The sequence below is a fragment of the Janthinobacterium sp. OK676 genome (genome assembly GCF_900103595.1).
In the GTDB taxonomy this organism is placed as follows: domain Bacteria; phylum Pseudomonadota; class Gammaproteobacteria; order Burkholderiales; family Burkholderiaceae_D; genus Janthinobacterium.
In genome coordinates, this window is record NZ_FNHA01000001.1 from 414242 (window position 1) to 439341 (window position 25100).

Consider the following 25100-nt stretch of genomic DNA (forward strand, 5'->3'; position numbering starts at 1 on the left):
TGTCACGCGACTTTCTTCAGCGGGCCAGCAAGCGCTTGAGCTGCGCCGCCTGGTAGGCGCCGATGGCGTCGTTGAACAGGCAGCGGATCAAGGGGTCGTCGACGATGTCGGCCTCCTCCAGTTCCGCCCGCGCGGCGGTATCGAAAGGGCCATCGTTGATGCGCATGTACATCGACGTCAGCGATTCGCCGAGCACCAGCGCCGCATGGCATTTCACGAGAGGCAGCTCCGTCGTCCAGCCTGGCGCCTCGCCAGGCTCCGGCACGAGGTCGATCACGTCGCCATGCGTGCGGTAATGGAGCACGGTGGCCGCACCGTCATGGCCGTACAGGGACAGGCGCCACAAACGCGGTTGCTGGAAATAGCTGTCCTCGGGCAGCTCCATGTCGCGGTAGCGTTCAAGCAAGCCCTTGCGGCAAAAGTCGAGCGCCAGCGCCGCGTCGGCATCGTTCAAGGGCGCGAAACGGCGCGCGATGTCCGCCGTGGCGGGCGGCGGCGCATCGGGACGGTAATCGAAATCCACATCCTGCGGGCCCACGGGTATCACCCAGGACAAGGGTTCGGAGTCAGTCACGCCGTGCGCGTCGAGCAGCACGGACGTGGACGGATCGAGGCGGAAGATGTGCGCCTCCGGCAGCGCGGTGCCGATCTCCTGCGCAAACCGGCGATAGGTAATGGGGAACATCGCGTGGTTGTACCAGGACCAGTCTTCCTGCACGAACTGGCAGGAGCTGGGCACGATGTACCGGGGCGCCAGCGCGCGCAGCTGCGGCACCCAGTCGTCGGGCAGTTCGACGGGGCCAGGCTGCGCCTGCGACGGCGCGATGACGGCGATCTCGCGCATGGTCTGGAATGGCCACAGCACCATGTCCCATGGTGCAAACGCGGCCAGCTGTGCCAAAGTCTCCGGGCCGATCCAGGAATCGACGACATTGAGCACGTTCAGCCCGCCCGCGCGCACCTGGAACAGCGAGTCGACATCGTCATCCAGCGCGCGGCGCGGAATCACCTCGATACTGCCCACCTGCACGGGCACGTCAACGTGCAATCGCCGCACCTGCGTAAACCCCAGCGCGCGGATCATGGCGAACAGCTCGTCGAAGACGCAGTACAGATAAATGGGTGTGGCGCGGTCGAGCACGTCGAGGCTGTCGAGCGAGCAGTGGTCGTCGTGGAAGTGCGAGATGAAGACGGCATCCCAGCGCAGCTGCCGCACGGCGTCCAGGTCGAAGCGCACGGGCGGGAACGCATGGCAGTTGCGGCTGAACGGATTTTCGACGATGGGATCGAAAGCGATGGCCGTGCCTTCGCATTCGAAGACATAGCCGGCGTGCAGGATGCGGGAGATTTTCAGGGGCATGGGGAAATCGAAGAGAACCCAACGGCGCAAATGCCGGGGTCGGACGGGGACGCCGAGTCCCTGAGGGTCCGACCCCAGCTCTTGCTTTTGGGGTGCAAAAGGACGCTAACGGCGCGCCAGAGACAAACCTCAATACGGATTATTCAGCACATCCATCGCAAAATACGTAAAGATCATGTCCGCGCCCGCGCGCTTGATGGCGCCCAGGGTTTCCTGCACCACGCGGCGCTCGTCGATGGCGCCGGCTTGCGCGGCAAACTTGATCATCGCGTATTCTCCGCTGACCTGGTAGGCGCCGATCGGCAGACGCGTCACTTCGCGCAGGTCGCGGATGATGTCCAGGTAGGCGCCTGCCGGCTTGACCATCAGCGCGTCCGCGCCTTCGGCTTCGTCGATCAAGGACTCGCGCACGGCTTCGCGGCGGTTCATCGGGTCCATCTGGTAGGTCTTGCGGTCGCCCTTCAGGGTGCTGCCGGCCGCGTCGCGGAACGGACCGTACAGGCCGGAGGCGAACTTGGTCGAATACGCCATCACGGGCGTGTCGTGGAAGCCGGCCGCATCCAGCGCGCTGCGGATCGCCGCCACCTGGCCATCCATGGCGGCCGACGGGGCGATGATGTCGGCACCCGCCTGCGCGGCGATGACGGCTTGCTTGCCCAGGTTGAGCACCGTGCTGTCATTGTCGACCGTGTCGCCATGCAGGATGCCGCAATGGCCGTGGTCCGTGTATTCGCAGAAGCAGGTGTCGGACATGACGACCATTTCCGGCACGGCGTCCTTGATGATGCGCGACATGCGGGCCACCAGGCCGTCCGGGTTCAGGGTGTCCGTGCCGTGGCTGTCCTTGTGGTGCGAAATACCGAAGGTCATGACGGAGCGCAGGCCGGCGCGCGCGTAGCGCTCCACTTCCTGCGCCAGCTTCGCTTCGGGAATGCGGCGCACGCCGGGCATGGATTTGATGTCGATGAAATCGCTGCTGCCTTCGTCGACGAAGATCGGCAGGACCAGGTCGCGCGGATTGATCTCGGTTTCGCGGAACAGCTCGCGCAGTTGCGGGGTCGCGCGCAGGCGGCGCATGCGCGAAGTGGGGAATTGTGCTGGCATGGGTTGACTGGCTTCAGGTTAACAACGCCGATCAGTATACGCCGATCGCGCCGCTTGCGCCGGGCCGCCCGGCAAAAAAGCCGCGCAAGTCAAGAAACCCAGCCCTGCGCCTTCATTGCGCATGCAGCAGGGCGGCCACTTGCCAGCGCATGTCGGCCGCCACCTGCACCAGCATGTCGCCGCGGCGGCGCGCGTCCGCCCGCTTTTTCGACGGCACCAGCTCCAGGTCCGGCCTCCGGCAAGGGCCGCATGGCAGGCGGTAATTGCCGTCGCTGGTGGGCTGGGCATGGAGCTCGCGCCACGCCAGGTCGTAATCGCACGAGATATGGCGGCGCCGGCGCCAGTTCAGCGCGATGCGGTTGGCGTTGCTGACCAGGTCCAGATGGCCGCAGCCGAAAAAGTCGCCCAGGTCGCGCAAGGCGGCCACCATCAGGTTTTTCGGCCGGCAGCCATGCAGCGCCCGCGTGGCTTCCTTCACCGCCTGCGCGCCCGCCTGCGAGCGCAAACCCTGCAAGGCGCCCAGCTGGATGGCGGCGCCGCCGGGCTGCGGCCGGAACAGGAAACTGGCCAGGTACAGCGGCACGCCGTCGCGCGTCAGGCGCAGGCACAGATCCCCTTCGCGGTGGCTGTCGTGGATGGCCGTCAGCTGCAAGCGGTAGGTGGCGCCATCCTTGCCTTCGATGGCGGCCAGCACCAGCGGGCGGTGCGCCGCGTATTCCACCAGCGGCCGCGCGCCCGCCTGCCACAGGAAGCGGTAATGCCCGCGCAGCAGGTCCACCCGCGCAGCACAGCCGAACCGGCGACTGGCGTAGGGACGATAAATCTTGTACAGCAGGCTGGGATGGACTTGCGCCAGTGCCGCCAGGCCCGGCGTCGCGGCAACGAAAGCTTGCCAGCGCGCGCGCTGCGCGGGGAAGACGATGGCGCCCAGCGCGGCCTTGATACGGTGGCCATGCTGGCGCAGTGGCGCCTGCTGCTGCGCGGCGCTGTCGCCGGTGGCGGTAAAAGTATGCATGCGAACGGCTCTACGACGGGTCTGATGAACGGGACGCGGCGACGCCGCAGGCAGCCCGGAACAGGCGCCTGCACTCTGGCAGGCGCTCTACACCGGGTAGTGCGGATGATAGGGGGAGGTGAAAACGAGGGGGGTTACAAGTTGGTAATGTGCTGCTGGCGAGCCTGGGCGCTCAGGGTGCCGCCGCAGCGCCCATCGGCCGGCCCGGCTTTCCGTAACGGGCCACCAGCCAGCGCCGCGCGGGCTTTTCCAGCCAATGGTAGCTGAGGCTGCAAACGGCGATCAGCACTCCGGTGAACAATGCGGCGCGGATGGCGGTCGGCGCCAAGCCGGCGCCCGGCACCAGGCGCAGCAAGGGATTGACAAGAAACAGGCCAAGGGGAACATGCAATAAATAGACGGCATAGGAAATGTCACCGAGGAAGGCGGATATTTTGCCTTCCAGGACAGCCGGACGAAGGGCGGCCAACAGCCACAGCAGCGCCGGAAAGAAGGCCATGACCACGAAGGCAAGCAGCATCAGCTCGACGCTGAGCCCCTTGAGGCCAAAGACCAGCAGGATGGCCAGGGACAGCGCCGCAAAATAGGCGAGTATCCAGGCTTGCTTGCGGCAATAAAACAATAGCACGCCACCCGAAAAGCCCGCCAGGCCGCGCAGCAGCCCTTCAGTCACATCCGCGGGCGTATAACCGCGCAAGAAACGCTCGACCATATAGGCCGTGCCCCAGCACAGCAGCACTGAGCCCAGATGCAAGGCGAATTTCCAACGCATGGTGCGCATTCCGAAACGCACGACAAAATACCAGCCGAGATTGATGACCACTTCGACGAAAATGCTCCAGGCGGGGCGATTCAATGGAAAGTTTTGAGTGTCATCCAGCATGCAGGGCAACATGACGCTATTTGGCACGATGCAAGCCAGTGTAGCGGTCGTCGGCGTGCCAAACAGGTATTTGGCCAATGCATACGAGAATCCCAGGGCCAGCGCCACGCCATACAAGGGGTACAAGCGCGCAAAGCGCTGCAATGCAAACTGCCGGAATGCCATTCCCTGGCCTATGCGTTCCTCGTAGCTATAAGCCATGACCCAGCCCGAGAGCATGAAAAACAGGTCGACCGCCAGGTAGGCATGAGGAACATGAAAACCGAAAATGATCGGCAGGTGGTACACCATGACAAGCAGGGCGGCGATGCCCGTATGCCATCGAGCGATACGACGCGGCTGCCTGCCATCGCACCATCCGGCACTGCATTTCCCATCTCACACCCCTACGAATGAAAAGCTCCGGCGCGGTAGATTCCGACGGCGGTCAAGCCTCGCATCAGACTATTCCATATAGATGCAAAAAAAGGTAATTAATATCTTTTAAAATATACGAAAAGATAATTTTTACATTGAATATGACGAGTAGCAGGCCGCTAGCGGGCCGGAAAAGAAAGCTGTTGCCTGTCACCATTGCGGAACCGGCGCAACAGCCAGCGGCGGGCCGGCATTTCCAGGCACCGGAAACTGGCAGTGCTCAGCACTATCAACAGCGCGCTAAAGATCAGGGATTTAAGCGCGATGCTGGAAATCCCGGGCCCCGGCAGCAGCAACCTCAGTGGTTTTTGCAACAGGATTGCCAAAGGCAAATGCAGCAGATAAACGGCATAAGAGATATCGCCAAGATAAGCACAGAAACTGTTTTCCAACATGGCTGGGCGCCACCACGCTGCCAGCCACACGAGCACGGGCAGCAGGCCCATGACGACAAAGGCCAGCGGCGTGACGCCGCCGCTGTCGCCGCGCAAGCCGAAAGCGAGGAGGACGGCGATAGTCACTATCGCAAAATAGACGAGTATCCATGGCTGGCGGCGGAAACTGAAGAGCAAAATCCCTCCGGAAAACCCCAGCAGCCCCCGGTACAAACCTTCATGCAAATCATTCGGATTGAAACCGCCCATATAGCGGTGGCTGTAGATAGCAGTTCCCCATAGCAATACCGTAAAACACAGGTGCAAGGCGAATTTCCAGCGCAATGCAGACAGGCCCAGCCACACTGCAAAAAACCACAGGATATTGACCGCCACTTCCACAAAGATCGACCAGGCTGGCCCGTTCAGGGGGAACGCCGTGCCAACGGGATTTATGCAGGGTAATAAGAAAGCATTCGGCACGAGACAGGCCAGATTGGCCGACGGAGTACCAAAGCGCATCTTTACCAGCATGACGAGGAAACCGAACAAAGTCGCGCACAGATAGAGCGGATACAGGCGCGCCAAACGGTTCAAGGCAAAATTCTTGAACGGCAAGCCGTTGCCGATACGCTCTTCATAGCTGTGTGCCATGACCCAGCCCGAGAGGATAAAGAAGAACTCCACGGCAAGATAGGCGTACTGCATCTTGAAACCGTAGATATACGGCAAGTGATATACCACCACCACGAGGGAAGCAATCCCGCGCATGGCATCGAGGGAAATAATACGTCCATCATCCTGACGCTGGACACTTGCATCAACCATTTCGATTTCGCTTGATTATCGTTTACCGAACTGTACGGACAGAACAGCAAGGGGGGAGGCCTGAACGCCATGATCAATGCCAGCTAGGCCATATGCCCGTGGCACTGCATTTCTGTCAAATGAAATAACATTTATACATTATTCGCATAATAACATGATGTAATATTAAAATGCAAAATATACAATTCCCAGGGCGATGGTGTCACCGGAAGGGCCGCGCCTCGCGAGTCAGGCGCAAGCCGGGGCACTCAGTTGAGCAGGCGTAGCCTCAGCCGCAATCCCGGCGCCGCATCCTCAATCTCCAGGCTGCCCCCATGCAGGACGGCGATGGCCGCCACGATGGACAGGCCCAGGCCGTTGCCGGGCAAATGGCGGCTCTTGTCGAGGCGGTAGAAGCGTTGCGTCAGTTTCGGCAATTCCTCGGCAGGCACGCCGGGGCCGTTGTCGCGCACGGCCAGCCAGCTGCCCTGCGCGTCGCTGCCGGCCGACACTTCCACCGTCGCGCCCGGCCCCGCATACTTGATGGCGTTGTCGACCAGGCTGGCCAGGGCGCTGCCCAGCAGGTTGCGGTCGCCGCGCGCGGGCACGCCTTCGCCATACATCTGCACCAGCAGCACGCCCTGCTCGTCGGCCGTCGCCTCGTACATTTCCACGATGTCGGCGCCGATCTGCTGCAGGTCGATGTCGTCGAAATTCTCGGGACGCATGCCCGATTCGGCCGCCGCGATCTGCAGCAGCTTGTCGAACACGCGCGTCAGGTCGTCGATGTCATCGATGGCTGCCTGCGCCGCGCTTTCGTAACCGGCCACGCCCGGCTGCTGGCGCAAGGCGCCATCGAGCTTGTTGCGGATGCGCGCCAGCGGCGTGCGCAGGTCGTGCGCGATGGCGTTCGACACGTGGCGCACGCCTTCCATCAGGTGTTCGATGCGGTCGAGCATGCGGTTGATGTCGCGGCTCAGCAAGCCGAATTCATCTTCGCTGGACACGGGAATGCGCCGGCTCAGGTCTCCCGCCTCGATTTCGCCCGCCGTGCGGCGGATCTGCCCGATGCGCGCCTCGAGCTGGCGGCGGAACAGCCACGCGCCCGCCACCACCAGCAGGATCGCCACCCCGGCGCCATAGGCCAGCGAGCGCAGCACCAGGGCGCGGATCGACCTGCCCTCCTCCATGTCGCGCCCGACGAACAGGCGCGCACCGCCATCGAGGTCGCGGATCAGCATGCGCGCGGGCACCCGGCGTCCTTCGCGCGTAACGTCGCGGTGCAGCAAGCGGCCCGCCGGGCTGCCCGTGTCGGGCCAGGACGTCAGATTGCCCGCCACGCGGCGGCCATCGGCATCCACCAGCAAAAAGATCTCCGTGTCGCTGTCGGTGCGGTCGGTCAGCAAATGGCCGATTTCCGCCGTCGTGCGGCGGCTGCCGCCCTGCTCGTACAGCGCGGCGAGGCGCTCCGAGAGCAGGACCAGCTTGCGGTCCACGCTGCGATCGAGCACGCCGATGGTGCCGAAATAGAACACGGCGCAGACGATGCTGATCGACACGACCACCAGCACGCCATAGCCGAGCGCCAGCCGGGCCGCGATCGAGCGGTGCCAGTTACGCACTGTCGATCACGCCCAGGGTGTAGCCGACGCCGCGCACCGTGTGGATCAGCGGCGGCGAGAATTCCTTGTCCACCTTGGTGCGCAAGCGGCTTACCTGCACGTCGATGACGTTCGTCTGCGGGTCGAAATGGTAGTCCCACACGGCTTCGAGCAGCATGGCGCGCGTGACGGACTGGCCCTGGTGGCGCATCAGGTATTCGAGCAAACGAAATTCGCGCGGCTGCAGGGCGATTTGCCGGTTGGCGCGCGTCACGCGCATGGTGCGCATGTCGAGCACCAGGTCGGCCACCTGCAACTGCGTCGCTTCGGGCACGGGCGCGGCACGCCGCAGCAGCGCCTCGATGCGCGCCAGCAGTTCGGCGATGGCGAACGGTTTCGACAGATAATCGTCGCCGCCGCTGCGCAAGCCGCGTACGCGCTCGTCGACGCTGGACAGGGCCGACAGCACCAGCACGGGCGTGTTGCGGCCCATGCCGCGCAGGCGCGCGACGATGGCCAGGCCATCGATCTCGCCAGGCAGCAGGCGGTCGAGCACCAGCGCATCCCAGTCTTCGCCGCAGGCCAGGCGCATGCCGTCGATGCCATTGTCGCAGGACGTGACGTCGTGGCCCGCCTCGCGCAGGCCGGCACAGATATAGCGGGAAGTTTCGGCTTCGTCTTCGATGACCAGGCAGCGCACGGGAATTCCTTGTAAAGATCGGGACAGCAAACATGCGCAGCATACGCCAGGCGCGCGCCACTTGCCAGTCCCGCCGCGTGCGGCGCGCGATGACAGGGTCGGGTACAATACAGCCTCGACATTGTTTGGCCGCGCGCCCGCGCCCCTGTTTTATCGGCGCCTCCCGGCTTGCCGCGGCCTCCATAGCCACCACTGCCACTAACGAACATCGGGCGCGCCCGGCGCGCGCCACAGACCAATACAGCCATGAAATCGACCCACTCTCTCGCCCTGGCGCTGGCCATGGCCATCGCTTGCGGCAGCGCCGCCGCCAAAGACACCAAACAAAGCATGCTATTCGATGAAATCCCCATCGGCAGCTGGAGCACTTCCGCCGAGCTGGGCGCCATCACCACCTCGGGCAACACGGTCGGCACCTCCGTCACGGGCAAGATCGACGCGCGCCAGGAACTCGACGACTGGAGCAACCAGTACATCTTCAGCGGCTACTTCAAGGAAGACGAGACGACGAACGACGAGGGACAAAAGATCCGCGAACGCTCGGCCGAACGCTTTTCCGCCTCCGCCAAGGCTGCCTACAAGCTGATGGCCGACCATGAAAAATTGTTCGTGCTGGCCTCGCACGTGAACGACAAGTTCGGCGCCTACACCAAGTACTCGACCCTGGCCGTCGGTCATGGCTCGCGCTGGTACCAGTCGACCGACAAGAGCGTCGACGTGGAATTCGGTCCCGGCTATTTCAGCGGCACCAACGACACGGGCGAATCGGAACACGGCCTGACGGTACGCGGCGCGGCCGCCATGAAGTGGAAGATCAGCCAGTCGGCCATGTTCACCCAGACGGTGAGCGTGGAGCGGGGCACCTCGAACACCCACTCGATCGCCGAAACGGCCCTCAGCACCAAGATCAATGGCACCATGCAGATGAAGGCCGCCTTCAGCGCCCGCAACGACACGCGCGTACCGGACGACAAGAAGAACACGGATACGCAAACGTCGCTGACCCTGGTCTACTCGTTCTGAGATGCCGGCCACGCTGATGCGGCGCCTGCGCCTGGGCGCCCTGCTGTGCGCGGCGGCGCTGCTGAGCGGCTGCGCCGCCGTCACCGTCAGCGCGATCTCGCCGGCCGACTACCTGCAGCAGCGGCGCGGCGACATCCTCACGACGGGCAAACTGAGCGCCTCGGCCAGCGAAGTGCTGCGCATCATCGGCAGCGACATCGCCGCCTGCGAAGCCAATACGGGCAGCTGCCGCGCCGACCTGGCCCGCTCCGAGCTGCTCAGCGACGAGCAGCGCCTGGCCACCCTGTCCGAATTGTGGCTGGAAAGCGCGCTGGCGGAAGAAAAACAGGGCGGCCACCCGAGTGCCGAAACGCTGGCCGCCTGGCTCGAGTCGGCCCGCTACGCGTATGCCTACCTGTTCTACACGACGCGCACGCCGGGCCAGCGCGCCTTCGAGGAACGCCAGACGCAAATCCGCGACTACTATAACTATGCCGTGCAAAAAGCCGTCGGCAACCTGTTCCGCCACCGTGGCGAATACCGCCCGGACGGCAATGTGATCCGCGTCGCCGGCTGGCAGATCGACAGCGAATTGTCGGCCCTGCGCCTGCCCGAAGACGGCACCTTGCCCGAAGAACTGCTGCCGGCCACCTCGCTGTCGTTTTCCGGCCTGCGCAATGTGTACCGGCGCGACGGCTTCGGCGCCGACCTCGTGGCCGTCATGCCCAAGCCCGCCGGAGCCAGGGACGCGGCCTTCCAGGAAAGCCGCTTCCCCGTCGTCACGGCGCTGATACGCTTCGGTGGCAACAGCCTGCAAGAGGTATTGGCCACGCAGCAGTTGCTGGTGATGCTGGTCGACCCGACACGCAGCGAATCGACGCGCATGGCCGGCCAGGAGCTGCCCGTGGCGGCCAACTTCACGGCCGGCTATGGCCTGTGGCTGGCCCGCTCCGGCTTCGGCGTGCAGGCGCTGCGCACCCTGTTCGGCAGCGCCGACGGCATTTCGCGCCCGCAGGTGCACCTGATGCAGCCCTACGACCCGAACAAGCGCACCATCGTCATGCTGCACGGCCTGGCCAGCAGCCCGGAAGCGTGGATCAACGTGGCAAATGAACTGATGGGCGACGAACAGCTGCGCCGCCGCTACCAGATCTGGCAGGTGTACTACCCGAGCAACGCGCCGCTGGCGGCCAACAACGCCGCCATCCGCAAGGCGCTGAACGCGACCCTGGCGCAATTCGACCCTGCGGCCAAGGCGACGGCCGCGAACGACATGGTCTTGATCGGCCACAGCATGGGCGGCGTACTGGCGCGCCTGATGGTCTCCGACGCCAGCAACACCCTGCTCGACGCCATCACGGAAGAATACAATTTGAAAGGCAAGAAGGCGGAAAAAGTGCGCGCCGGACTGGCGCCCTACCTCAATTTCACGGCCATGCCGCAGGTGAACCGCGCCATCTTCATCGCCGCGCCGCATCGCGGCACCTCGTTCGCCAACCACAAGGTGGCGCGCTGGATCGCCAACCTCGTCACCTTGCCCATCACCATGCTCGACCAGTTGTCGGACGCGGCCGGGAGCCTGGCGCAGCTCGACACGGGCAGCAGCGAGCCGCTGCGCATCCCCAACAGCATCGATAACCTCAGCGACAAGGACCCGTTCGTGCGCCTGGTGGCCGACCTGCCCATCAACCCGAAAGTGCGCTACTACTCCATCATGGGCAACGACACGCCGGACCTGCCGCTGGCGGAATCGAGCGACGGCGTCGTGCCCTACGCCAGCGCCCACCTCGACGGCGCGCAGTCGGAAAAAGTCATCCCGTCGTGGCACAGCGTGCAGGAAAGCCCGCAGGCGATTCTGGAGATACGGCGGATTCTGCGGCTGGCGGATTAGCTACCGCAGGTCGGATTAGGCGGGGCCGCCGAGGCCGCAGGCGGTAATCCGACAATATTATTGGCCACGCCCATGGTGATGTTGGCTTACGCGCTCCGCGCTAAGCCAACCTACCCGACTGGTGCCAATGGCTGGGCTGGCAACCGTAGGTCGGATTAGGCGGAGCCGTAATCCGACAACATTGTTAGCTTCACTTTGGGCAGCGCCAACAACGTTGTCGGATTACGCGGGGCTTTGCCTCGCTAATCCGACCTGCCAGGCTGGCACGCAGCCCGTTCACACCGGCTCGCGCCACTTGTCCTTGATCTCCAGCATGGCCGGCAACTGCTCGATGAACAGCGCCAGCAGCTCCGGGTCGAAGTGCGTGCCGCTGTCGCGCTGCATGGTGGCGATGGCTTCGTCAATCGTCCAGGCGCGCTTGTACGGACGCTCGCTGGTGAGGGCGTCGAAGACGTCGGCGATGGCGACGATGCGGCCCTCATGCGGGATTTCCTCGCCCTTCAATCCTTGCGGATAGCCGCTGCCGTCCCATTTCTCGTGGTGCGTCAGGGCGATGGTACGCGCCATTTTCAACAGGCCGCTTGCGTGCTCGCCGATGATGGCCGCGCCGATTGCCGCGTGGCTGCGCATGACTTGCCATTCGTCCGCATCGAGCTTGCCCGGCTTTTGCAGGATGGCGTCGGGGATGCCGATCTTGCCCACGTCGTGCATGGGTGCCGCGTTGAGCAGGTCTTCCGCCCTGCCCGCGCTGTAGCCGGCCGCCAGCGCCAGCTGGCGCGCGTAATAGCTCATGCGGATGACGTGCATGCCCGTCTCGTTATCCTTGTATTCGGCCGCCTGGCCCAGGGTCTGGATCACCTGCAGGCGCGAGCGGCGCAATTCCTCGGCGTCCACCAGCGACAAGTGCGTGCGCACGCGGGCGCGCACGATGGGCGGGCTGACCGGCTTGGTGATGTAATCGACGGCGCCCGCGTCAAAACCGTCCGCCTCGTCCTTCACGTCGCACAGGGCGGTGACGAAAATAACGGGAATGGGCGCGGTGGCCGGCATGGCTTTGAGCTGGCGGCACACTTCATAGCCCGTCATGGCGGGCATCATGATGTCGAGCAGGATCAGTTCGACGGGATTGTTCTGCGCCAGTTCCAGCGCTTTCTCGCCATCCTTGGCGTACAGCAGGCGGTAATCGTCCTGCAAAATCTGGCGCAGCACCTGCAGATTCGTCGCTTCATCGTCGACCAGCAGCAGGATCGGTTTGTCTTCGTGTAAGGTCATCGTAAGCCCAATATCAGGAAAGGTCGGCAGGCGCTGGCGTTTCCAGCCATGCCAGCAGCTGGCGCAGCACGCCCGCGGCGCGCGCGAATTCAAAGTCGTCGATGGCGCTGGTCAGCGCCTGCAGGCGCGGCTGCTGGCCGTGCGGCGCCAGCATGGCCGCGATCTGCGCCATCAGGGCGTCGTCGAGCTGCCCGCCTTCCAGGCTGGCGATGGCTTGCCGCAGCAAGGCACCAAAGGCGGGCGCATCGAGCGGCACACCGGCAACCGGCGTACCCACGGCCACGGCCGGCATGCCCGATTCTTCCAGTTCGCCGGCCAGCGCCATGAAGGCGGCGGCCAGCTGCACCAGCAATTCGGTCGCCGGCAACTGGCGCGCGATCGCCTGCTCGATGCGGCCCAGCAGGCTCTCGACCTGCACCAGGCACAGGTTGCCCGCCGCGCCCTTGATACGGTGCAGCAGGTGGCCGGCCACGCTGCCGCCGCCCCGTTCCAGTTCCGCCGCCAGCATGGCGGCGCAGTCGCCATTGGCCTGCACGAAGCGGCCAATCGCCCGCTGCAAGGCTTCGCGGCCGCCCCACAGGGCGATGCCGCGCTGCCAGTCCACCTGGCCGGTGGCGGCACGCGCCGCCGCGCCGGCCGCTGGCGGCGGCATGGCCACGGCGATGTCGAGCAGGCGCGCGATCTCCGCCGTCAGCTTGTGCATTTCCAGCGGCTTCGACGCAAAGCCGTTCATGCCGGCCGTCTGCGCGGCGCGCCGGTCCTGTTCCAGCACGCTGGCCGTCAGGGCGATGATGGGCGTCGCCTTCAAGCCCTGCTCGCGCTCGTACACCCGGATCAGGCGCGTCGCTTCCAGTCCATCCATGCGCGGCATCTGCACGTCCATCAGGACGACGTCGAAGCTGCCCTTGCTGAACTCGCGCACGGCGCTCTCGCCATCGCTGGCGGCGATCACCTGATGGCCGGCCGCGCCCAGGCTGATCAGCAGCAGCTCCACGTTCTGCGGCACGTCGTCGGCCGCCAGGATGCGCAGCGGCGGCAAGGCCACCACGGGCTGCTCGCTACGGCGCGACACGGCCTTGCCCGGCGCCAGCGGCAGCAGTACGTGGAACACGCTGCCCACGCCCAGGGTGCTTTCCACCGTGATGGTGCCCCCCATCAGCTCGACCAGCTGCAGCGAAATCGTCGTGCCCAGGCCCGTGCCGCCAAAGCGGCGGCTCATCGAGGAATCGGCTTGCGTGAACGGAGCGAAGATCTTGTCCAGGCGGTCGGCGGGAATGCCGATGCCCGTGTCGTGCACGGCGATATGCACTTTCTCGCCCTGCATGCCGACGGCCACGCGCACGTGGCCCACTTCCGTGAACTTGACGGCGTTGCCGATCAAGTTCGTCAGCACCTGCTGCACCCGGCGCGCGTCGCCCAGGAAGAACTGGCCCATGCCGGGATCGACGTCGACATGCAGCACCAGGTCGCGCGCCTGCGCCGTGATGCGCAGCGACGCGGCCACGTGGTCGACCAGGTCCGGCAGCGAAAAGTCCACCAGTTCCAGCTCGGTGGCGCCTTTTTCCAGCTTGGCCATGTCGAGGATGTCGTTGAGCAGTTCCAGCAGCGAACGGGCCGACTGGCGCACCGTGCCCAGATGGCGGCGCTGAAGGCTGTCCAGGGCTGTCCCCAGCAGCACTTCCGTAAAGCCGATGATGGCGTTCATGGGCGTGCGGATTTCATGGCTCATGTTGGCCAGGAAGCTGGTCTTCGATTCGGCGGCCAGTTCGGCGCGGTCTTTCGCCGCACGCAGGTTTTCCTGCATGGCGCGCCGCTCGCTCACGTCGGTGGCCAGCTTGACCACCTTGAACGGCTTGCCGTCCGTGTTGAAGATCGGGTTGTACGAAGCCTGTATCCACACTTCCCGGCCATCCTTGCCGAGACGCTTGTACTCGCCCGTATTGAATTCGCCATGCGCCAGGTGCTGCCAGAACGCGACGTAGTCGGGCGAGGTCACGTAGCGCGGCTCGCAGAACACGCTGTGGTGCAGGCCCAGCACGTCCTCGAGCTGGTAGCCGGTCAGGTCGAGGAAATTCTGGTTGGCCGCCAGGATGCGTCCCTGCAGGTCGAACTCGGCGACGGCCGTCGCGCGCGAGATGGCCGTCACCTTGCCCTCGTATTCCGCATTGCGCAATTCGCTTTCGGTGATGTCGAGGATGACGCCGTCGATCCAGCGCACCACGCCGTCGTTATCGAGCACGGGCCCGCTGCTTTCGCGCACCCAGCGCTCGCGCCCGTCGCGGTGGATCATGCGGTAGACGTTCTCGAAATCGCGCCGTTCGCCGGCCGCCTGCACGCAGGTGTCGTTGACGCGCTGGCGGTCGTCCGGATGCACGAGGTCGAAGATGCGCACGCGCCCCTCGACGAAGTCCTGCGGCATCCAGCCCGTCAGGTTGAAGACGGCGTCGCTGATGAAAATCATCTTCCATTCGGGCGCGAAGCTGCAGTGGAAAGACACGCCGGGGATGTTGCGGATCAGGGTGCGGTACTGGCGCTCGCTGTCTTTCAGCGCCTGCTCCATGCTGCGCGAGGAACGCATGTCCGTGACAAAGGCCACGAACAGGGGCTGGCCCGGCGTATCGATCTTGCCGATCGCCACGCGCATGGGCAGCACGGCGCCATCCTTGTGGCGGCCATCGAGTTCGCGTCCGCTGTCGAGGATGCGCGAGGCGCCCGTTTCCAGATAATCGCGCAGATAGCCCTCGTATTGGGCCGCATCGGCCGGCTGCAGCAGCACGCTGGCGTCGCGCCCCACGATTTCCGCTTCGCGCCAGCCGAACAGGCTTTCCGCGGCGGGATTGAAGGAGCGTACCTTGCCCTGGCCATCGATGGTGATCAGGCCATCGGCCGCCGTATCGACGATGGCGCGCAGGCGCGATTCGCTGACGCTGGCGTGGCGCAGCAGCTGGCGGTAGCGCAGCAAGCCGTTCGCGGCCGCCACGAAGACGGTCAGGGTGACGGTGATCAGGGCCACGGCCAGGGCCACGAACGAAGCTTGCACGGTGATCGTGTTCTCGCCTGCCGTGGGCGTGCCGGAAAAGCGCGCCGCCAGCATGCCCGTGTAATGCATGCCGGAAATCGCCAGGCCCATCACCACACTGCTGAGCAGCAAGGATGCCAGCGGGCTCAAGCGCTGGCGCATGGCATTCAGGCCGAAGCGTACCCACAGCGCCAGCATGGCCATGGTGACGGCCACCAGCAGCGACAGGGCGAACAGCCATGGCTCGTAGCGCAGGGCCAGCGACGTCTGCATGGCGGCCATGCCGCTGTAATGCATGGAGCCGATGCCCACGCCGACGAGCACGCCGCCCACCACCAGCTGGCGCCAGTTGATGCTCGGGCGGGCCAGCATGTGCAGCGCCACCCACGAAGCGGCCATGCCGGGCAGCATGGAGAGCAAGGTCAGGCCCGGATCGAAGGACACGCGCGTGCAGATGTCGAAGGCCAGCATGCCGATGAAGTGCATCGACCAGATGCCGCCGCCGAGCGCGATGGCGCCCGTGATGATGGCCGTCTGGCGCTGAAAGCCGCGCTCGCTGCTGCGCGCCATGCCGGCGATCTGCAAGGCCATGAACGAGGCAAAGATGGCGATACCGATGGAAAACAGCACCAGCCACGCATTGTGTGTGCCATAGATGTACTGCGTGGTATCGGCCGATACGGCAAAGATGGAACTAAACATACTGTCGTGGCATAAGAGAGTGAAACCTAACGTCGCAAAACATGACGGCACACCGCGCGCCGTCGCCAGGCTTTTTAGTAAAGCGGCAATACAGCGGAAATGACAACGGTAGCAGTCGACCAGGGCAAGGCTCGGTCATCACGCCCGCGCCTGCCGCGCGGGGGAAAGGTGCTTTTTACAGAGTGAAAAAGCGGAATGCGTACGAACTCTGGCGCGGATGGCTGGCCGCCAGCGTGACGATGATTTTTTAAAGAGCCATGAGTATAGTTGCTTTACGAAAATATTCATAGGACTTCAGCAATACAATTGCCAAAAGAAGAATATTCTGCTGCCTCGATGCCACAGACTCAGGAAAGCAGGCGCTCGGCCATCATCTCGCCATCGTCGTCGAGTCCTGTCTCGACAAAACCGGCGTGCGCGTACAGCTGCCGGGCGCGCACATTGGCGGGCACGTAATAGAGCACCACCCTGCCCGCGCCACGCGCGCGCATCTCGTCCAGCAGCAGGGCCAGGGCCGCGCGGGCAAATCCCTGCCCCTGCCACGGCGCCGCGATCATCAGGCGGTACAGCACGTGCGTATCCTGCCGCCCCGCACTGCCCGGCAGCGCGTACATGGCAAAGCCGATCAGTTCGTCACCGGCATGGATGGCGCGCGGGTGCATGTTGGCGTGGCTGGCGGCCAGCGCCAGCGAATCGGCATTGCTGGCAATAAAATCGCGTTGCGCCGCATGCAGCGGCAGCCCGATGACGGCCTCGGCGTTGGCCGCGCATACGGGTCGCAGGGTCAAGGCAGCGCTGGCGATCATTCTTTCTGCACGAGCATGCCACGGAACCATGCCAGTTGCTCGCGCGTCAGATAATTGGCGCCATCGCCATGCAGGATGACGATTTCGATCTCGGCCGGAATCGACGCGACCAGTTGCGCGCCCGTGACGGGAATCTTCGGAAACGCGATGCCGGCCAGGAAAGCCGGGTCTTCCGCCACCGTCACGCACTGGCGCTCGGGATTGGGCGACGGCACGAGGAACAGGTCGATCTGTTCGCTTTGCCCGCCGATAACGACGTGCAATTGCGCGGCCAGCAGTTCGGGCAGGATCAGCTCGATGTTGTTTTCGGCGCGCGATTGCTGGAAAGCGTTTTTCAGGGGCGTGAGGACAGGAGTAGCGGTCATGGCAAAGTGAAAAGATAAGGACGGCGGCAGTGTAGCAGAGGCGCCCGCCCAGGCGCGCTCCGCTGGCACGACGGCTACATCTTGTAGTGCAAGGACAGCAGCACGCTGCGCGGCGCGCCGTAACGCTCCAGCCCGCCCGACCAGGAATAGCCGAGCGCCTGGTAATAGCGGCGGTCGAGCACGTTGTCGATATTCAGGCGCAGTTGCAGCTGCTCGCTGATATGGTAGCCGGCCGTCAGCCCGACGATGGCGTAGCCTCCCTGCCGCGTCAGGTAAGCCGTGTCACGGCGCTCAATCTTGTCTTGCGCATATATGGAAGCGCCCACATTCCATTGCGCCAGGCCGCCGCCCAGCTGTACGTTCGTCATCAGCTTGAACAACTGCTTCGGTTCGTCCGTGGCGATGCGCTGGCCGATATTCGCCGCCACGCTGTCCTGCGTGTACTTGGCCAGCACATAGGTGTAGCCGCCGGATATCTGCCAGCCCGGCAAGGGCGAACCCGACAATTGCAGATCGATGCCTTCGCTTTGCACCTGCCCGGCCGCGCGGGCGCAATAGATGGCGCCGCCCGTGGGGCAATTGAGCTCATCGGCCATGGCGCGGTTGTTTTGCCGGATGCGGAACAGGGCGCCGCTGGCATTGAGCCTGCCGCCGAAATACTCGCCCTTGACGCCCACTTCCAGGTTGGTGCCGCTCAAGGGCGGCAAGGTGTTGCCGCGCACGTCCAGCGAACTTTGCGGCTCGAATATCTGCGTGCCGCTCGCATACACGGAGTGATGCCGGTCCACGTCGTAGACGAGTCCCGCGTACGGCGTAAATTTCGCGTTTTCCGTCAGGCCGCGGCGCCAGGCGGGGTTGCTGGAATACCAGCCCGTCACGTCCTGCGCATACCAGCCGAAACGCCCGCCCAGCACCAGGCGCAGCGGATCGGCCAGGCTGAAGTTGCCGGCCGCATAGATGCCCTTCTCGTCCGTCTTGCGGCCCCAGTTGTACGGCTCGAACGGCGCGCCGCGCATCGGATAGGCGTAGGGATTCCACTGGCGGATATCGATCACGCGCGTACCGGCGCCTTCCCAGCTCTGGCCCGCGTCGGAGTCGTCATGGCGGTAGCTGGCGCCGACGATCACGTCGTGCTGGCGGCCGAACCAGGTGACCGGGCCGCTCAGGCGCCAGTCGGCCACCACTTGCTCCGTGTTGTACTTCCAGCCCGTTTCCGACTGGTTCAGCTTGTATATTTCGCCATCGATGCGGCTGTTGGTGGTGTTGCGCGTGCTCGACGAGGCCTCGATGCGCGTGATGGCAAAGCGGCTGCGCCAGCCCTGCTCCAGCTTTGTTTCCAGGTCGGCGAAGACGACGTTGTTGTCGCGCTTCTGGACCGAGTCGGCATTATTCAGGAAGGTCGAGCGGGGCAAGTCCATGTGACGGCCGTCAAGCATGGTCGGCAAGCCGACGAAGACGCCATCGGTGCGGCTGTGCTGGCGCGAAAAGCCGATGCCGGCCGTGGTCGACGGCGTCAGGTCCGCCTCGACGATCGCATACACGGTGCTGTTCTGGTTGTTGACCACGTCCACAAAACTGTCGCTGTCGCGCCAGCTGGCCGCCACCCTGCCCCGCACGCTGCCCGACGCATTCAGCGCATTGCTGGCGTCCACCGTCAATTGCCTGTCCTTCCAGCTGCCCAGGTGGGCCGAGGTGTTCAGCAGGGGCGTGGCCGTGGGGCGCTTGCGTATCATGTTGATGCTGCCCGACGGCGCGCCCGCCCCTTCCATCAGGCCCGTGGCGCCGCGCACCACTTCCACCCTGTCGTACATCAGCATGTCGGCCGAGACGTTGCGTTCATTGAAACCCGTGACGTCCAGCGGCAAGCCATCGACGTTGACGTGGCTCAAGGCAAAGCCGCGCGCGAAATACGTGGTTTCCTGGTCGGACACGCCTTGCGTCTTGCCATAGATGCCGGGCGTGGCGCGCGCCACGTCCTGCAAGGTGGTCAAATCGAAATCTTCCATTTGCTGGCGCGAAATGACGCTGACCGTTTGCGGCGTGTGGCGCTGCGACAAATTCAGCCCCGTGGCCGTCGACATATTCCTCGACGTGTATAAACCCGTGCCTTCCGTGGCGCGGTCGGCCTCGGCGCTGACGACGACGGCCGGCATGCTGGCCAGGCCGCCATCAGCCGTGCCGGTATTCATTTTGCGCAACAGGTAATTGCCATTGCCGCCGTCCGCCACTTCCAGGCCGCTGCCCTGCAGCAGTTTTTGCAGGCCGGCCGTGACCCCATGGCGGCCTTGCAAACCCGGCGTGGCCAGACTGTCGAGCGCCACGCCCTGGGTGGACAGGTTGATTCCGGCGGCGATGGCAAACGAGGCCAGCGCGCTGCGCAAGCTGCCGGCGGGAATGCTGTAGTCACGCATGGTGGCGGCCGGGCTGGACTCGGCCGCCACCGCCATGTGCGGCAAGCCGGCGCCGGCCGCGCCCGCGGCGAGGAGCAGAACCAGCGCGGCACGCACGGCGCCGGTGGTGGGGTGGAGCGTCATGCGTGCTGCGGTAAAGTTACGGTGCTGCAAAGCCATGTAGACCCTTTCGATGGTTCGGATTGTTCGTTCTCTACCTTGTATGACGAAGCAATCCGCAAAAAGGGACAAGGAAAATGTAAATAGTGGCGCTTGTTTGCTAGATGGAACACCGTAGGTCGGCTTAGCGGGGCGCAGCCGCGCGTAAGCCGACCAGCTCAAGCCGCCTCGACACTGATCCAGTAGCGCGTGCGGGGCACCAGCCGGATCGGCAAGGATCGCTGCAGCAAGAGCAGGATGTTGTCCGGGTCGTTCAGCTGGAAGATGCCGTCCACGGGCATGGCCGCCAGCGCGGGATCGCAGCGCAGCACGCCATAGCGGTAGCGCGCCACCTGTTCCAGCACCGCGCCCAGCGGCATGCGCTCGGCGATCAGCACGCCCTGAAGCCAGCCGGCGGCACCCGGCGCCAGCGGCGTCAAGACAGAAACGGCACGGTCATCGAAACTGCCCTGCCAGCCCGCATCGATCCTGCGCAGGGCGCCGGGAACTTCGCCAGGCTGGATCTCGACGGCGCCCTCGCTGACGCTCACCTGCGTGCGCGGCGCCAGCACGCTGCCAAGGTGGCGTACGCTGAAGTGCGTACCCAGCGCGCGCACGGCGCCATTGCTGCTGCGCACGAGGAACGGGCGCGCGGGCACGGCTGCGTCGTACGCCGTGGCGACGTGGATTTCCCCCGCATGCAGCAAGACCTGCCGCGCCGCGCCGTCAAAGCGCACGTCGATGGCCGTGTCCGTATTGAGCACCAGTTGCGTACCGTCGGGTAATGTCATGTGGCGGATCTCGCCCCTGGCCGTGCGGATGCCGGCGCGCCACGCTTGCCAGGGCGTCGACTGGCTGGCCAGCCACAGGGCCGGTCCGGCCGCGATCAGCCCGGCCAGGCCGTAGAGCACGGCGCGCCGCTGCGGCGACTGCGGCGCCGTATCCGCCGTCTGGCGCAGCGCGGGCGGCACGCTGGCCAGGGTGCTGCACACCAGCTCGGCCCGCTGCCAGGCCGCTTCATGGGCGGGATCGCTGGCGCGCCAGGCCTGGAACGCCTGCTGCTCGTCCGCAGTCAAGGTGCCGCCGTGCAGGCGCACCAGCCATTGCGCCGCCGCCCGCGCCGCGCGGGGATCGATGGAAGCGGTCACAGGATCAGCAGGATGCAGCGCTCGAACGCCTCCACCATGTAACGCTTGATGCTGCGCTCGCTCACGGCCAGGCGCCGGGCGATTTCCCCGTAGCCGAGGCCATCGACGTGGGCCAGCAGGAAGGCGCTGCGCACGAGCGGCGGCAAGCCGTCGAGCATGGCGTCGATGCGCTGCAAGGCTTCGCGCACGAGCAGCCGCTCTTCCGGCGACTGCATCAGCAATTCAGGCTGCTGCGCCAGGGTTTCCAGCCACGCCTGCTCCAGCGACAGGCGCCGGTAATGGTCGATCAGCAGGCGCTGCGCCACGGTCGTCAGGTAGGCGCGCGGCTCGCGCAAGCTTTGCCGGTTCTCCGGCGGCGCCATCAGCAGGCGCACGAAGGTATCGTGCGCCAGGTCGGCCGCATGGTCGGCGCACTGCAGCTTGGCGCGCAGCCAGCGCATCAGCCAGCCATGGTGGTGGCTGTAGATGCCGGCTATCGATTCGCTGGACTGCGCAATGTTCACTGGGGACTCCGATGCGCGCCAGGCAAGGCGCGTCTAATTGATAATAATTCTCATTATCACAAATCATGGCCTTCGGCGTCAATGCCGGTGCCTGCCTATCCCTGGAAACTGTTGTTTCAGCGTGGCTGCTGGCGCTTAGCGGTCGGTGTACAAGCTCTTCATCACCATGCCGCCGCGCATTTTCTTCGCGCCCGGCGCCAGCCCCGCCGGGCAGGCGCCCTGGAACACGGCTGCCAGTTCAGTGCGCTGCACTTCGCTCTTGCCATTGACTTGCACGGTGGTGTCGGCGCTCAGGGTATAGGCCTTGGCCAGGTCGCCCTTGAAGGTAGCGGCCAGCCTGGCGTCCGGGCAGCTGGATTCGAATTGATAGCTGTCGCCCTGGCGGCTGTGCGACTCGATCTTGCATTCCTGCTCGAAGCCGGACCACAGGTCGTCGTCGATCAGGCGGTCGCGCGCGTGGTCGACGCAGATTTCCCAGGAAAATGGCGAGGTGGCGGGCGTCACTTTCCACAACCCCGTGGCGCGCTGCAAGCGCTGCGCCGGCTCGGCCGCCGAAGCGAACGTGGCCGCACACAGGGGGAAAACAGTCATCAGAATCAAGGTCGCGTTGCGCTTCATGGGCTTTCCTTCAGCTAAAAGTTTGAATATAGCAAAGAGGAATGCGCGCAGGCCGCACGCTTAGCCGTGCATCCCGGGCCTCGCGGCCAGCACGAAGGGGATGGCAAACGGCCCCAGGAAAGTCACCAGGATGGCGCGCACGGCCGTTGTTTTCAAGGCGCGGCGTTTGGCGATGAACAGGCAGGCGAAGGCCGACAGGGACCAGATCAAGGCAGGCAGGTATGCAGTCATCATGAACTCCGGATGCGCCTTGGCAGGCAGGAAACCATGCTGACACGGAAATGCGGCCGCCGCAATGGCAGATCGGGCATCTGCCATTGCGGTGGATACGGGTCCAATACGATCAGTGCTGACCGATCTTCATGATTTTCAGCGCGTTCGTGCCGCCGACCTTGCCCATCGGCTCGCCCCAGGTCAGCACGACGGTGTCGCCCTTGGCCACGACTTTATGCTCGACCAGCAAATCTTCCGCCTGCTGCAAGACCTTGTCGCGGTCGGTGCCGGACGTCAGTTCCAGCGTGCTGACGTTGCGGTACAGGGCCAGCTTGCGGCGCGTGCCCACGCTCGGGGTCAGGGCAACGATGGGGATGTCGATGTTGCAGCGGCTCATCCACAGTGCCGTGGAACCCGATTCCGTCAGGGTGGCGATGGCTTTCACGCGCAGGTGATGGGCCGTAAACAGGGCGCCGTAGGCGATCGACTGGTCGATGCGCGAGAACGTGGCGTTGAGGAAATCGGCATCCAGCTTGCAGGTATCCCACTTTTCCGCGTCCAGGCAGATGGCGGCCATCGCTTCCACCGTTTCGATCGGATAGCGGCCCGAGGCCGTTTCCGCCGACGTCATGACGGCGTCCGTGCCGTCCAACACGGCATTGGCCACGTCGGATACTTCCGCGCGGGTCGGCACGGCGTTGACGATCATCGATTCCATCATCTGCGTGGCCGTGATGGCCAGCTTGTTCGACGCGCGCGCCATCTTGATCATGCGCTTTTGCAGGGCCGGCACGGCTGCATTGCCCACTTCCACGGCCAGGTCGCCACGGGCCACCATGATGCCGTCGGACGCGTCGAGGATTTCCTGCAGCGCAGGAATGGCTTCCGCGCGTTCGATCTTGGCGATCATCATCGGCTTGTGGTCCCATGCTTCGCCGGCGATATTGGCCAGCTGGCGCGCCATGACCATGTCGGTGGCGTTTTTCGGGAACGAGACGGCCACGTAATCGGCCTGGAAGCTCATCGCCGTTTTGACGTCTTCCATGTCTTTCGCCGTCAGGGCCGGCGCCGACAAGCCGCCGCCCTGGCGGTTGATGCCCTTGTTGTTCGACAACTCGCCACCGATCTTGACGGTCGTGTGGATTTCGCTGCCGACGACTTTGTCGACCGTCAGCACGATCAGGCCGTCGTTGAGCAGCAATACGTCGGCAGCGCGCAAGTCGCGCGGCAGCTCCTTGTAGTCGAGGCCGCAGCGCTCGATGTTGCCCAGCTCGCCATTCTCGCCCCATTTCGCGTCGAGAATGAAGGAGGCGCCGTTTTCCAGGAAAATCTTGCCTTCTTCAAACTTGCCGACGCGAATTTTCGGGCCTTGCAAGTCGGCCATGATGGCCACTTCGCGGCCGCACAGGGCTGCCGCTTCGCGCACCATGCGGGCGCGATCGATATGGTCTTGCGCCTTGCCATGCGAAAAGTTCAGGCGCACGACGTCGACGCCGGCCTTGAACATGCGGACCAGGGTATCGATATCGTTCGAAGCGGGGCCGATGGTGGAAACGATCTTGGTGGCGCGTTGCTGTACTTGCATGGTCATGGTTGCTGCTTTCTAAAATAAGTTGCTACAAGGGCCAGCCTTGTGGGCCGGCCGTCCTGGTGCGCTGGATCAGCGGTACTACGTTCCTACTTGGCCGCCATCAGGGCGACCGTCGTGTCGAGCATGCGGTTCGAGAAGCCCCACTCGTTGTCGTACCACGACGACACTTTCACGAGGCGACCCGAAACCTTGGTCAGGGTCGAATCGAAATTCGACGAAGCCGGGTTGTGGTTGAAATCGATGGAAACAAGCGGTTCCGTCTGGTACGTCAAAATGCCTTTCAGCGCGCCTTCCGACGCCGTTTTCAGCAAGGCATTCACCTCTTCCACCGTCGTATCGCGCTTGGCGATGAAGGACAGGTCGACCAGCGAGACGTTGATCGTCGGCACGCGGATGGCGAAACCATCGAGCTTGCCATTGAGTTCCGGCAAAACCAGGCCGACGGCGGCGGCCGCGCCCGTCTTGGTGGGGATCATCGAATGCGTGGCCGAGCGGGCGCGGCGCAAGTCTTCATGCATGACGTCGGACAGCACCTGGTCGTTCGTATAGGCGTGTACCGTGGTCATCAGGCCCGATTCGATGCCGATGGCGTCGTTGAGCGGTTTGACCAGTGGCGCCAGGCAATTCGTCGTGCACGAAGCGTTGGAAATCACGGTATCCGTGGCTTTCAGCACGTGCTGGTTGACGCCGAACACGATGGTGGCGTCCACGTCCTTGCCGCCCGGCGCGGAAATGATGACTTTTTTCGCCCCGCCCTTCAGGTGGGCCGACGCTTTTTCCTTGGTCGTGAAGAAACCCGTACATTCGAGCACCACGTCGACGCCGAGTTCGCCCCACGGGATCAGGGCCGGGTCGCGCTGCGCGAAGACGCGGATGCGGTCGCCATTGACGAGCATATTGTCGCCGTCGATGGTGACGACGCCGGGAAATTTGCCGTGCACCGTGTCGTAGCGCGTCAAATGCGCATTCGACTTGGCGTCGCCCAGATCATTGATGGCGACGATTTCGATATCCTGCTGCTTGCCGCCTTCATAAAACGCGCGCAAGACGTTGCGGCCGATGCGGCCATAGCCATTGATGGCAACTTTGATGGTCATGCTGTCTCCTTGATGTTTTCTGCTGAGTTCGTAAAGCCAACCCAAGTGCAAGTACCGGGGTCG

Annotated in this window: 20 protein-coding genes; 2 read left to right on the top strand and 18 right to left on the bottom strand. The window is 64.4% G+C overall.

The features are described from left to right. Positions 1–16: 16 nt before the first annotated feature. The 7 genes from BLU39_RS01970 to BLU39_RS02000 all read right to left on the bottom strand — a co-directional run bounded on the left by BLU39_RS01970 (position 17) and on the right by BLU39_RS02000 (position 8261). Positions 17–1360: an MBL fold metallo-hydrolase gene (locus BLU39_RS01970; RefSeq protein WP_092708924.1), complete on the bottom strand. Its 1344-nt coding sequence runs from the start codon at positions 1358–1360 to the stop codon at positions 17–19. 129 nt (positions 1361–1489) lie between these two features. Continuing rightward, positions 1490–2464 carry a porphobilinogen synthase gene (gene hemB / locus BLU39_RS01975; RefSeq protein WP_035819309.1) on the bottom strand — a complete coding sequence of 325 codons (975 nt, stop codon included), beginning with the start codon at positions 2462–2464 and terminating at the stop codon, positions 1490–1492. Between the two features lie 112 nt (positions 2465–2576). Beyond that, complete coding sequence (locus tag BLU39_RS01980) at positions 2577–3479, bottom strand: VirK/YbjX family protein (RefSeq protein ID WP_092708927.1); 903 nt, start codon at positions 3477–3479, stop codon at positions 2577–2579. A gap of 172 nt (positions 3480–3651) precedes the next feature. Next, entirely contained in the window at positions 3652–4692 is a 1041-nt protein-coding gene (locus tag BLU39_RS01985) for an acyltransferase family protein (protein WP_368087016.1), read from the bottom strand. Positions 4693–4898: 206 nt separating this feature from the next. Next, positions 4899–5981, bottom strand: coding sequence for an acyltransferase family protein (locus tag BLU39_RS01990; protein ID WP_092708933.1), 1083 nt, complete (start codon positions 5979–5981; stop codon positions 4899–4901). 248 nt (positions 5982–6229) lie between these two features. Further along, positions 6230–7582 (bottom strand): sensor histidine kinase, encoded by a 1353-nt coding sequence (locus BLU39_RS01995; protein ID WP_092708936.1) that lies wholly within the window; start codon positions 7580–7582, stop codon positions 6230–6232. Then, a complete protein-coding gene (locus BLU39_RS02000) occupies positions 7575–8261 on the bottom strand; it encodes a winged helix-turn-helix domain-containing protein (protein ID WP_092708939.1) in 687 nt (228 codons plus the stop codon). The genes BLU39_RS01995 and BLU39_RS02000 overlap by 8 nt, the downstream gene beginning before the upstream one ends. A gap of 246 nt (positions 8262–8507) precedes the next feature. Between BLU39_RS02000 and BLU39_RS02005 the strand changes: the two genes are divergently transcribed. Next, positions 8508–9284 carry a DUF481 domain-containing protein gene (locus BLU39_RS02005; protein WP_092708942.1) on the top strand — a complete coding sequence of 259 codons (777 nt, stop codon included), beginning with the start codon at positions 8508–8510 and terminating at the stop codon, positions 9282–9284. Between the two features lies 1 nt (position 9285). Then, the gene (locus BLU39_RS02010; RefSeq protein ID WP_092708945.1) at positions 9286–11154 is read left to right on the top strand and encodes an esterase/lipase family protein; all 1869 of its coding nucleotides are present in this window, start codon (positions 9286–9288) and stop codon (positions 11152–11154) included. 276 nt (positions 11155–11430) lie between these two features. Here the strand turns inward: BLU39_RS02010 and BLU39_RS02015 are convergent, their stop codons facing one another. The 11 genes from BLU39_RS02015 to gap all read right to left on the bottom strand — a co-directional run bounded on the left by BLU39_RS02015 (position 11431) and on the right by gap (position 25037). After that, a complete protein-coding gene (locus tag BLU39_RS02015; protein ID WP_092708948.1) occupies positions 11431–12426 on the bottom strand; it encodes a response regulator in 996 nt (331 codons plus the stop codon). Positions 12427–12439: 13 nt separating this feature from the next. After that, positions 12440–16147, bottom strand: a complete 3708-nt coding sequence (locus tag BLU39_RS02020; protein ID WP_092708951.1) for a PAS domain S-box protein — start codon at positions 16145–16147, stop codon at positions 12440–12442. A 347-nt stretch (positions 16148–16494) separates the two neighbouring features. Further along, positions 16495–16953, bottom strand: coding sequence for a GNAT family N-acetyltransferase (locus tag BLU39_RS02025; RefSeq protein WP_157808751.1), 459 nt, complete (start codon positions 16951–16953; stop codon positions 16495–16497). Beyond that, positions 16950–17318 (bottom strand): hypothetical protein, encoded by a 369-nt coding sequence (locus BLU39_RS02030; protein ID WP_092708957.1) that lies wholly within the window; start codon positions 17316–17318, stop codon positions 16950–16952. Before BLU39_RS02030 ends, BLU39_RS02025 begins: the two co-directional genes overlap by 4 nt. Before the next feature lie 74 nt (positions 17319–17392). Next, the gene (locus BLU39_RS02035) at positions 17393–19852 is read right to left on the bottom strand and encodes a TonB-dependent siderophore receptor (RefSeq protein WP_232731096.1); all 2460 of its coding nucleotides are present in this window, start codon (positions 19850–19852) and stop codon (positions 17393–17395) included. 194 nt (positions 19853–20046) lie between these two features. Continuing rightward, positions 20047–21015, bottom strand: a complete 969-nt coding sequence (locus tag BLU39_RS02040; protein ID WP_232731097.1) for a FecR domain-containing protein — start codon at positions 21013–21015, stop codon at positions 20047–20049. Continuing rightward, positions 21012–21518, bottom strand: coding sequence for a sigma-70 family RNA polymerase sigma factor (locus BLU39_RS02045; protein WP_092708967.1), 507 nt, complete (start codon positions 21516–21518; stop codon positions 21012–21014). Before BLU39_RS02045 ends, BLU39_RS02040 begins: the two co-directional genes overlap by 4 nt. 135 nt (positions 21519–21653) lie before the next feature. Then, on the bottom strand, positions 21654–22136 hold the full coding sequence (locus tag BLU39_RS02050) for a DUF3617 domain-containing protein (RefSeq protein ID WP_092708970.1): 483 nt from the start codon (positions 22134–22136) through the stop codon (positions 21654–21656). Between the two features lie 60 nt (positions 22137–22196). Next, entirely contained in the window at positions 22197–22370 is a 174-nt protein-coding gene (locus BLU39_RS28480; RefSeq protein WP_157808752.1) for a hypothetical protein, read from the bottom strand. Between the two features lie 109 nt (positions 22371–22479). Further along, positions 22480–23940, bottom strand: coding sequence for a pyruvate kinase (gene pyk, locus BLU39_RS02060; RefSeq protein ID WP_092708978.1), 1461 nt, complete (start codon positions 23938–23940; stop codon positions 22480–22482). A gap of 86 nt (positions 23941–24026) precedes the next feature. Beyond that, positions 24027–25037 carry a type I glyceraldehyde-3-phosphate dehydrogenase gene (gene gap / locus BLU39_RS02065; protein ID WP_092708981.1) on the bottom strand — a complete coding sequence of 337 codons (1011 nt, stop codon included), beginning with the start codon at positions 25035–25037 and terminating at the stop codon, positions 24027–24029. Positions 25038–25100 lie beyond the last annotated feature (63 nt).

Bases quoted from the DNA above. Each gene is read 5' to 3' on its own strand.
- BLU39_RS01970 (WP_092708924.1), bottom strand. From the start codon at position 1,360: ATGCCCCTGAAAATCTCCCGCATCCTGCACGCCGGCTATGTCTTCGAA.
- hemB (WP_035819309.1), bottom strand. From the start codon at position 2,464: ATGCCAGCACAATTCCCCACTTCGCGCATGCGCCGCCTGCGCGCGACC.
- BLU39_RS01980 (WP_092708927.1), bottom strand. From the start codon at position 3,479: ATGCATACTTTTACCGCCACCGGCGACAGCGCCGCGCAGCAGCAGGCG.
- BLU39_RS01990 (WP_092708933.1), bottom strand. From the start codon at position 5,981: ATGGTTGATGCAAGTGTCCAGCGTCAGGATGATGGACGTATTATTTCC.
- BLU39_RS02005 (WP_092708942.1), top strand. From the start codon at position 8,508: ATGAAATCGACCCACTCTCTCGCCCTGGCGCTGGCCATGGCCATCGCT.
- BLU39_RS02010 (WP_092708945.1), top strand. From the start codon at position 9,286: ATGCCGGCCACGCTGATGCGGCGCCTGCGCCTGGGCGCCCTGCTGTGC.
- BLU39_RS02015 (WP_092708948.1), bottom strand. From the start codon at position 12,426: ATGACCTTACACGAAGACAAACCGATCCTGCTGCTGGTCGACGATGAA.
- BLU39_RS02020 (WP_092708951.1), bottom strand. From the start codon at position 16,147: ATGTTTAGTTCCATCTTTGCCGTATCGGCCGATACCACGCAGTACATC.
- BLU39_RS02025 (WP_157808751.1), bottom strand. From the start codon at position 16,953: ATGATCGCCAGCGCTGCCTTGACCCTGCGACCCGTATGCGCGGCCAAC.
- BLU39_RS02030 (WP_092708957.1), bottom strand. From the start codon at position 17,318: ATGACCGCTACTCCTGTCCTCACGCCCCTGAAAAACGCTTTCCAGCAA.
- BLU39_RS02035 (WP_232731096.1), bottom strand. From the start codon at position 19,852: ATGACGCTCCACCCCACCACCGGCGCCGTGCGTGCCGCGCTGGTTCTG.
- BLU39_RS02050 (WP_092708970.1), bottom strand. From the start codon at position 22,136: ATGAAGCGCAACGCGACCTTGATTCTGATGACTGTTTTCCCCCTGTGT.
- BLU39_RS28480 (WP_157808752.1), bottom strand. From the start codon at position 22,370: ATGATGACTGCATACCTGCCTGCCTTGATCTGGTCCCTGTCGGCCTTC.
- pyk (WP_092708978.1), bottom strand. From the start codon at position 23,940: ATGACCATGCAAGTACAGCAACGCGCCACCAAGATCGTTTCCACCATC.
- gap (WP_092708981.1), bottom strand. From the start codon at position 25,037: ATGACCATCAAAGTTGCCATCAATGGCTATGGCCGCATCGGCCGCAAC.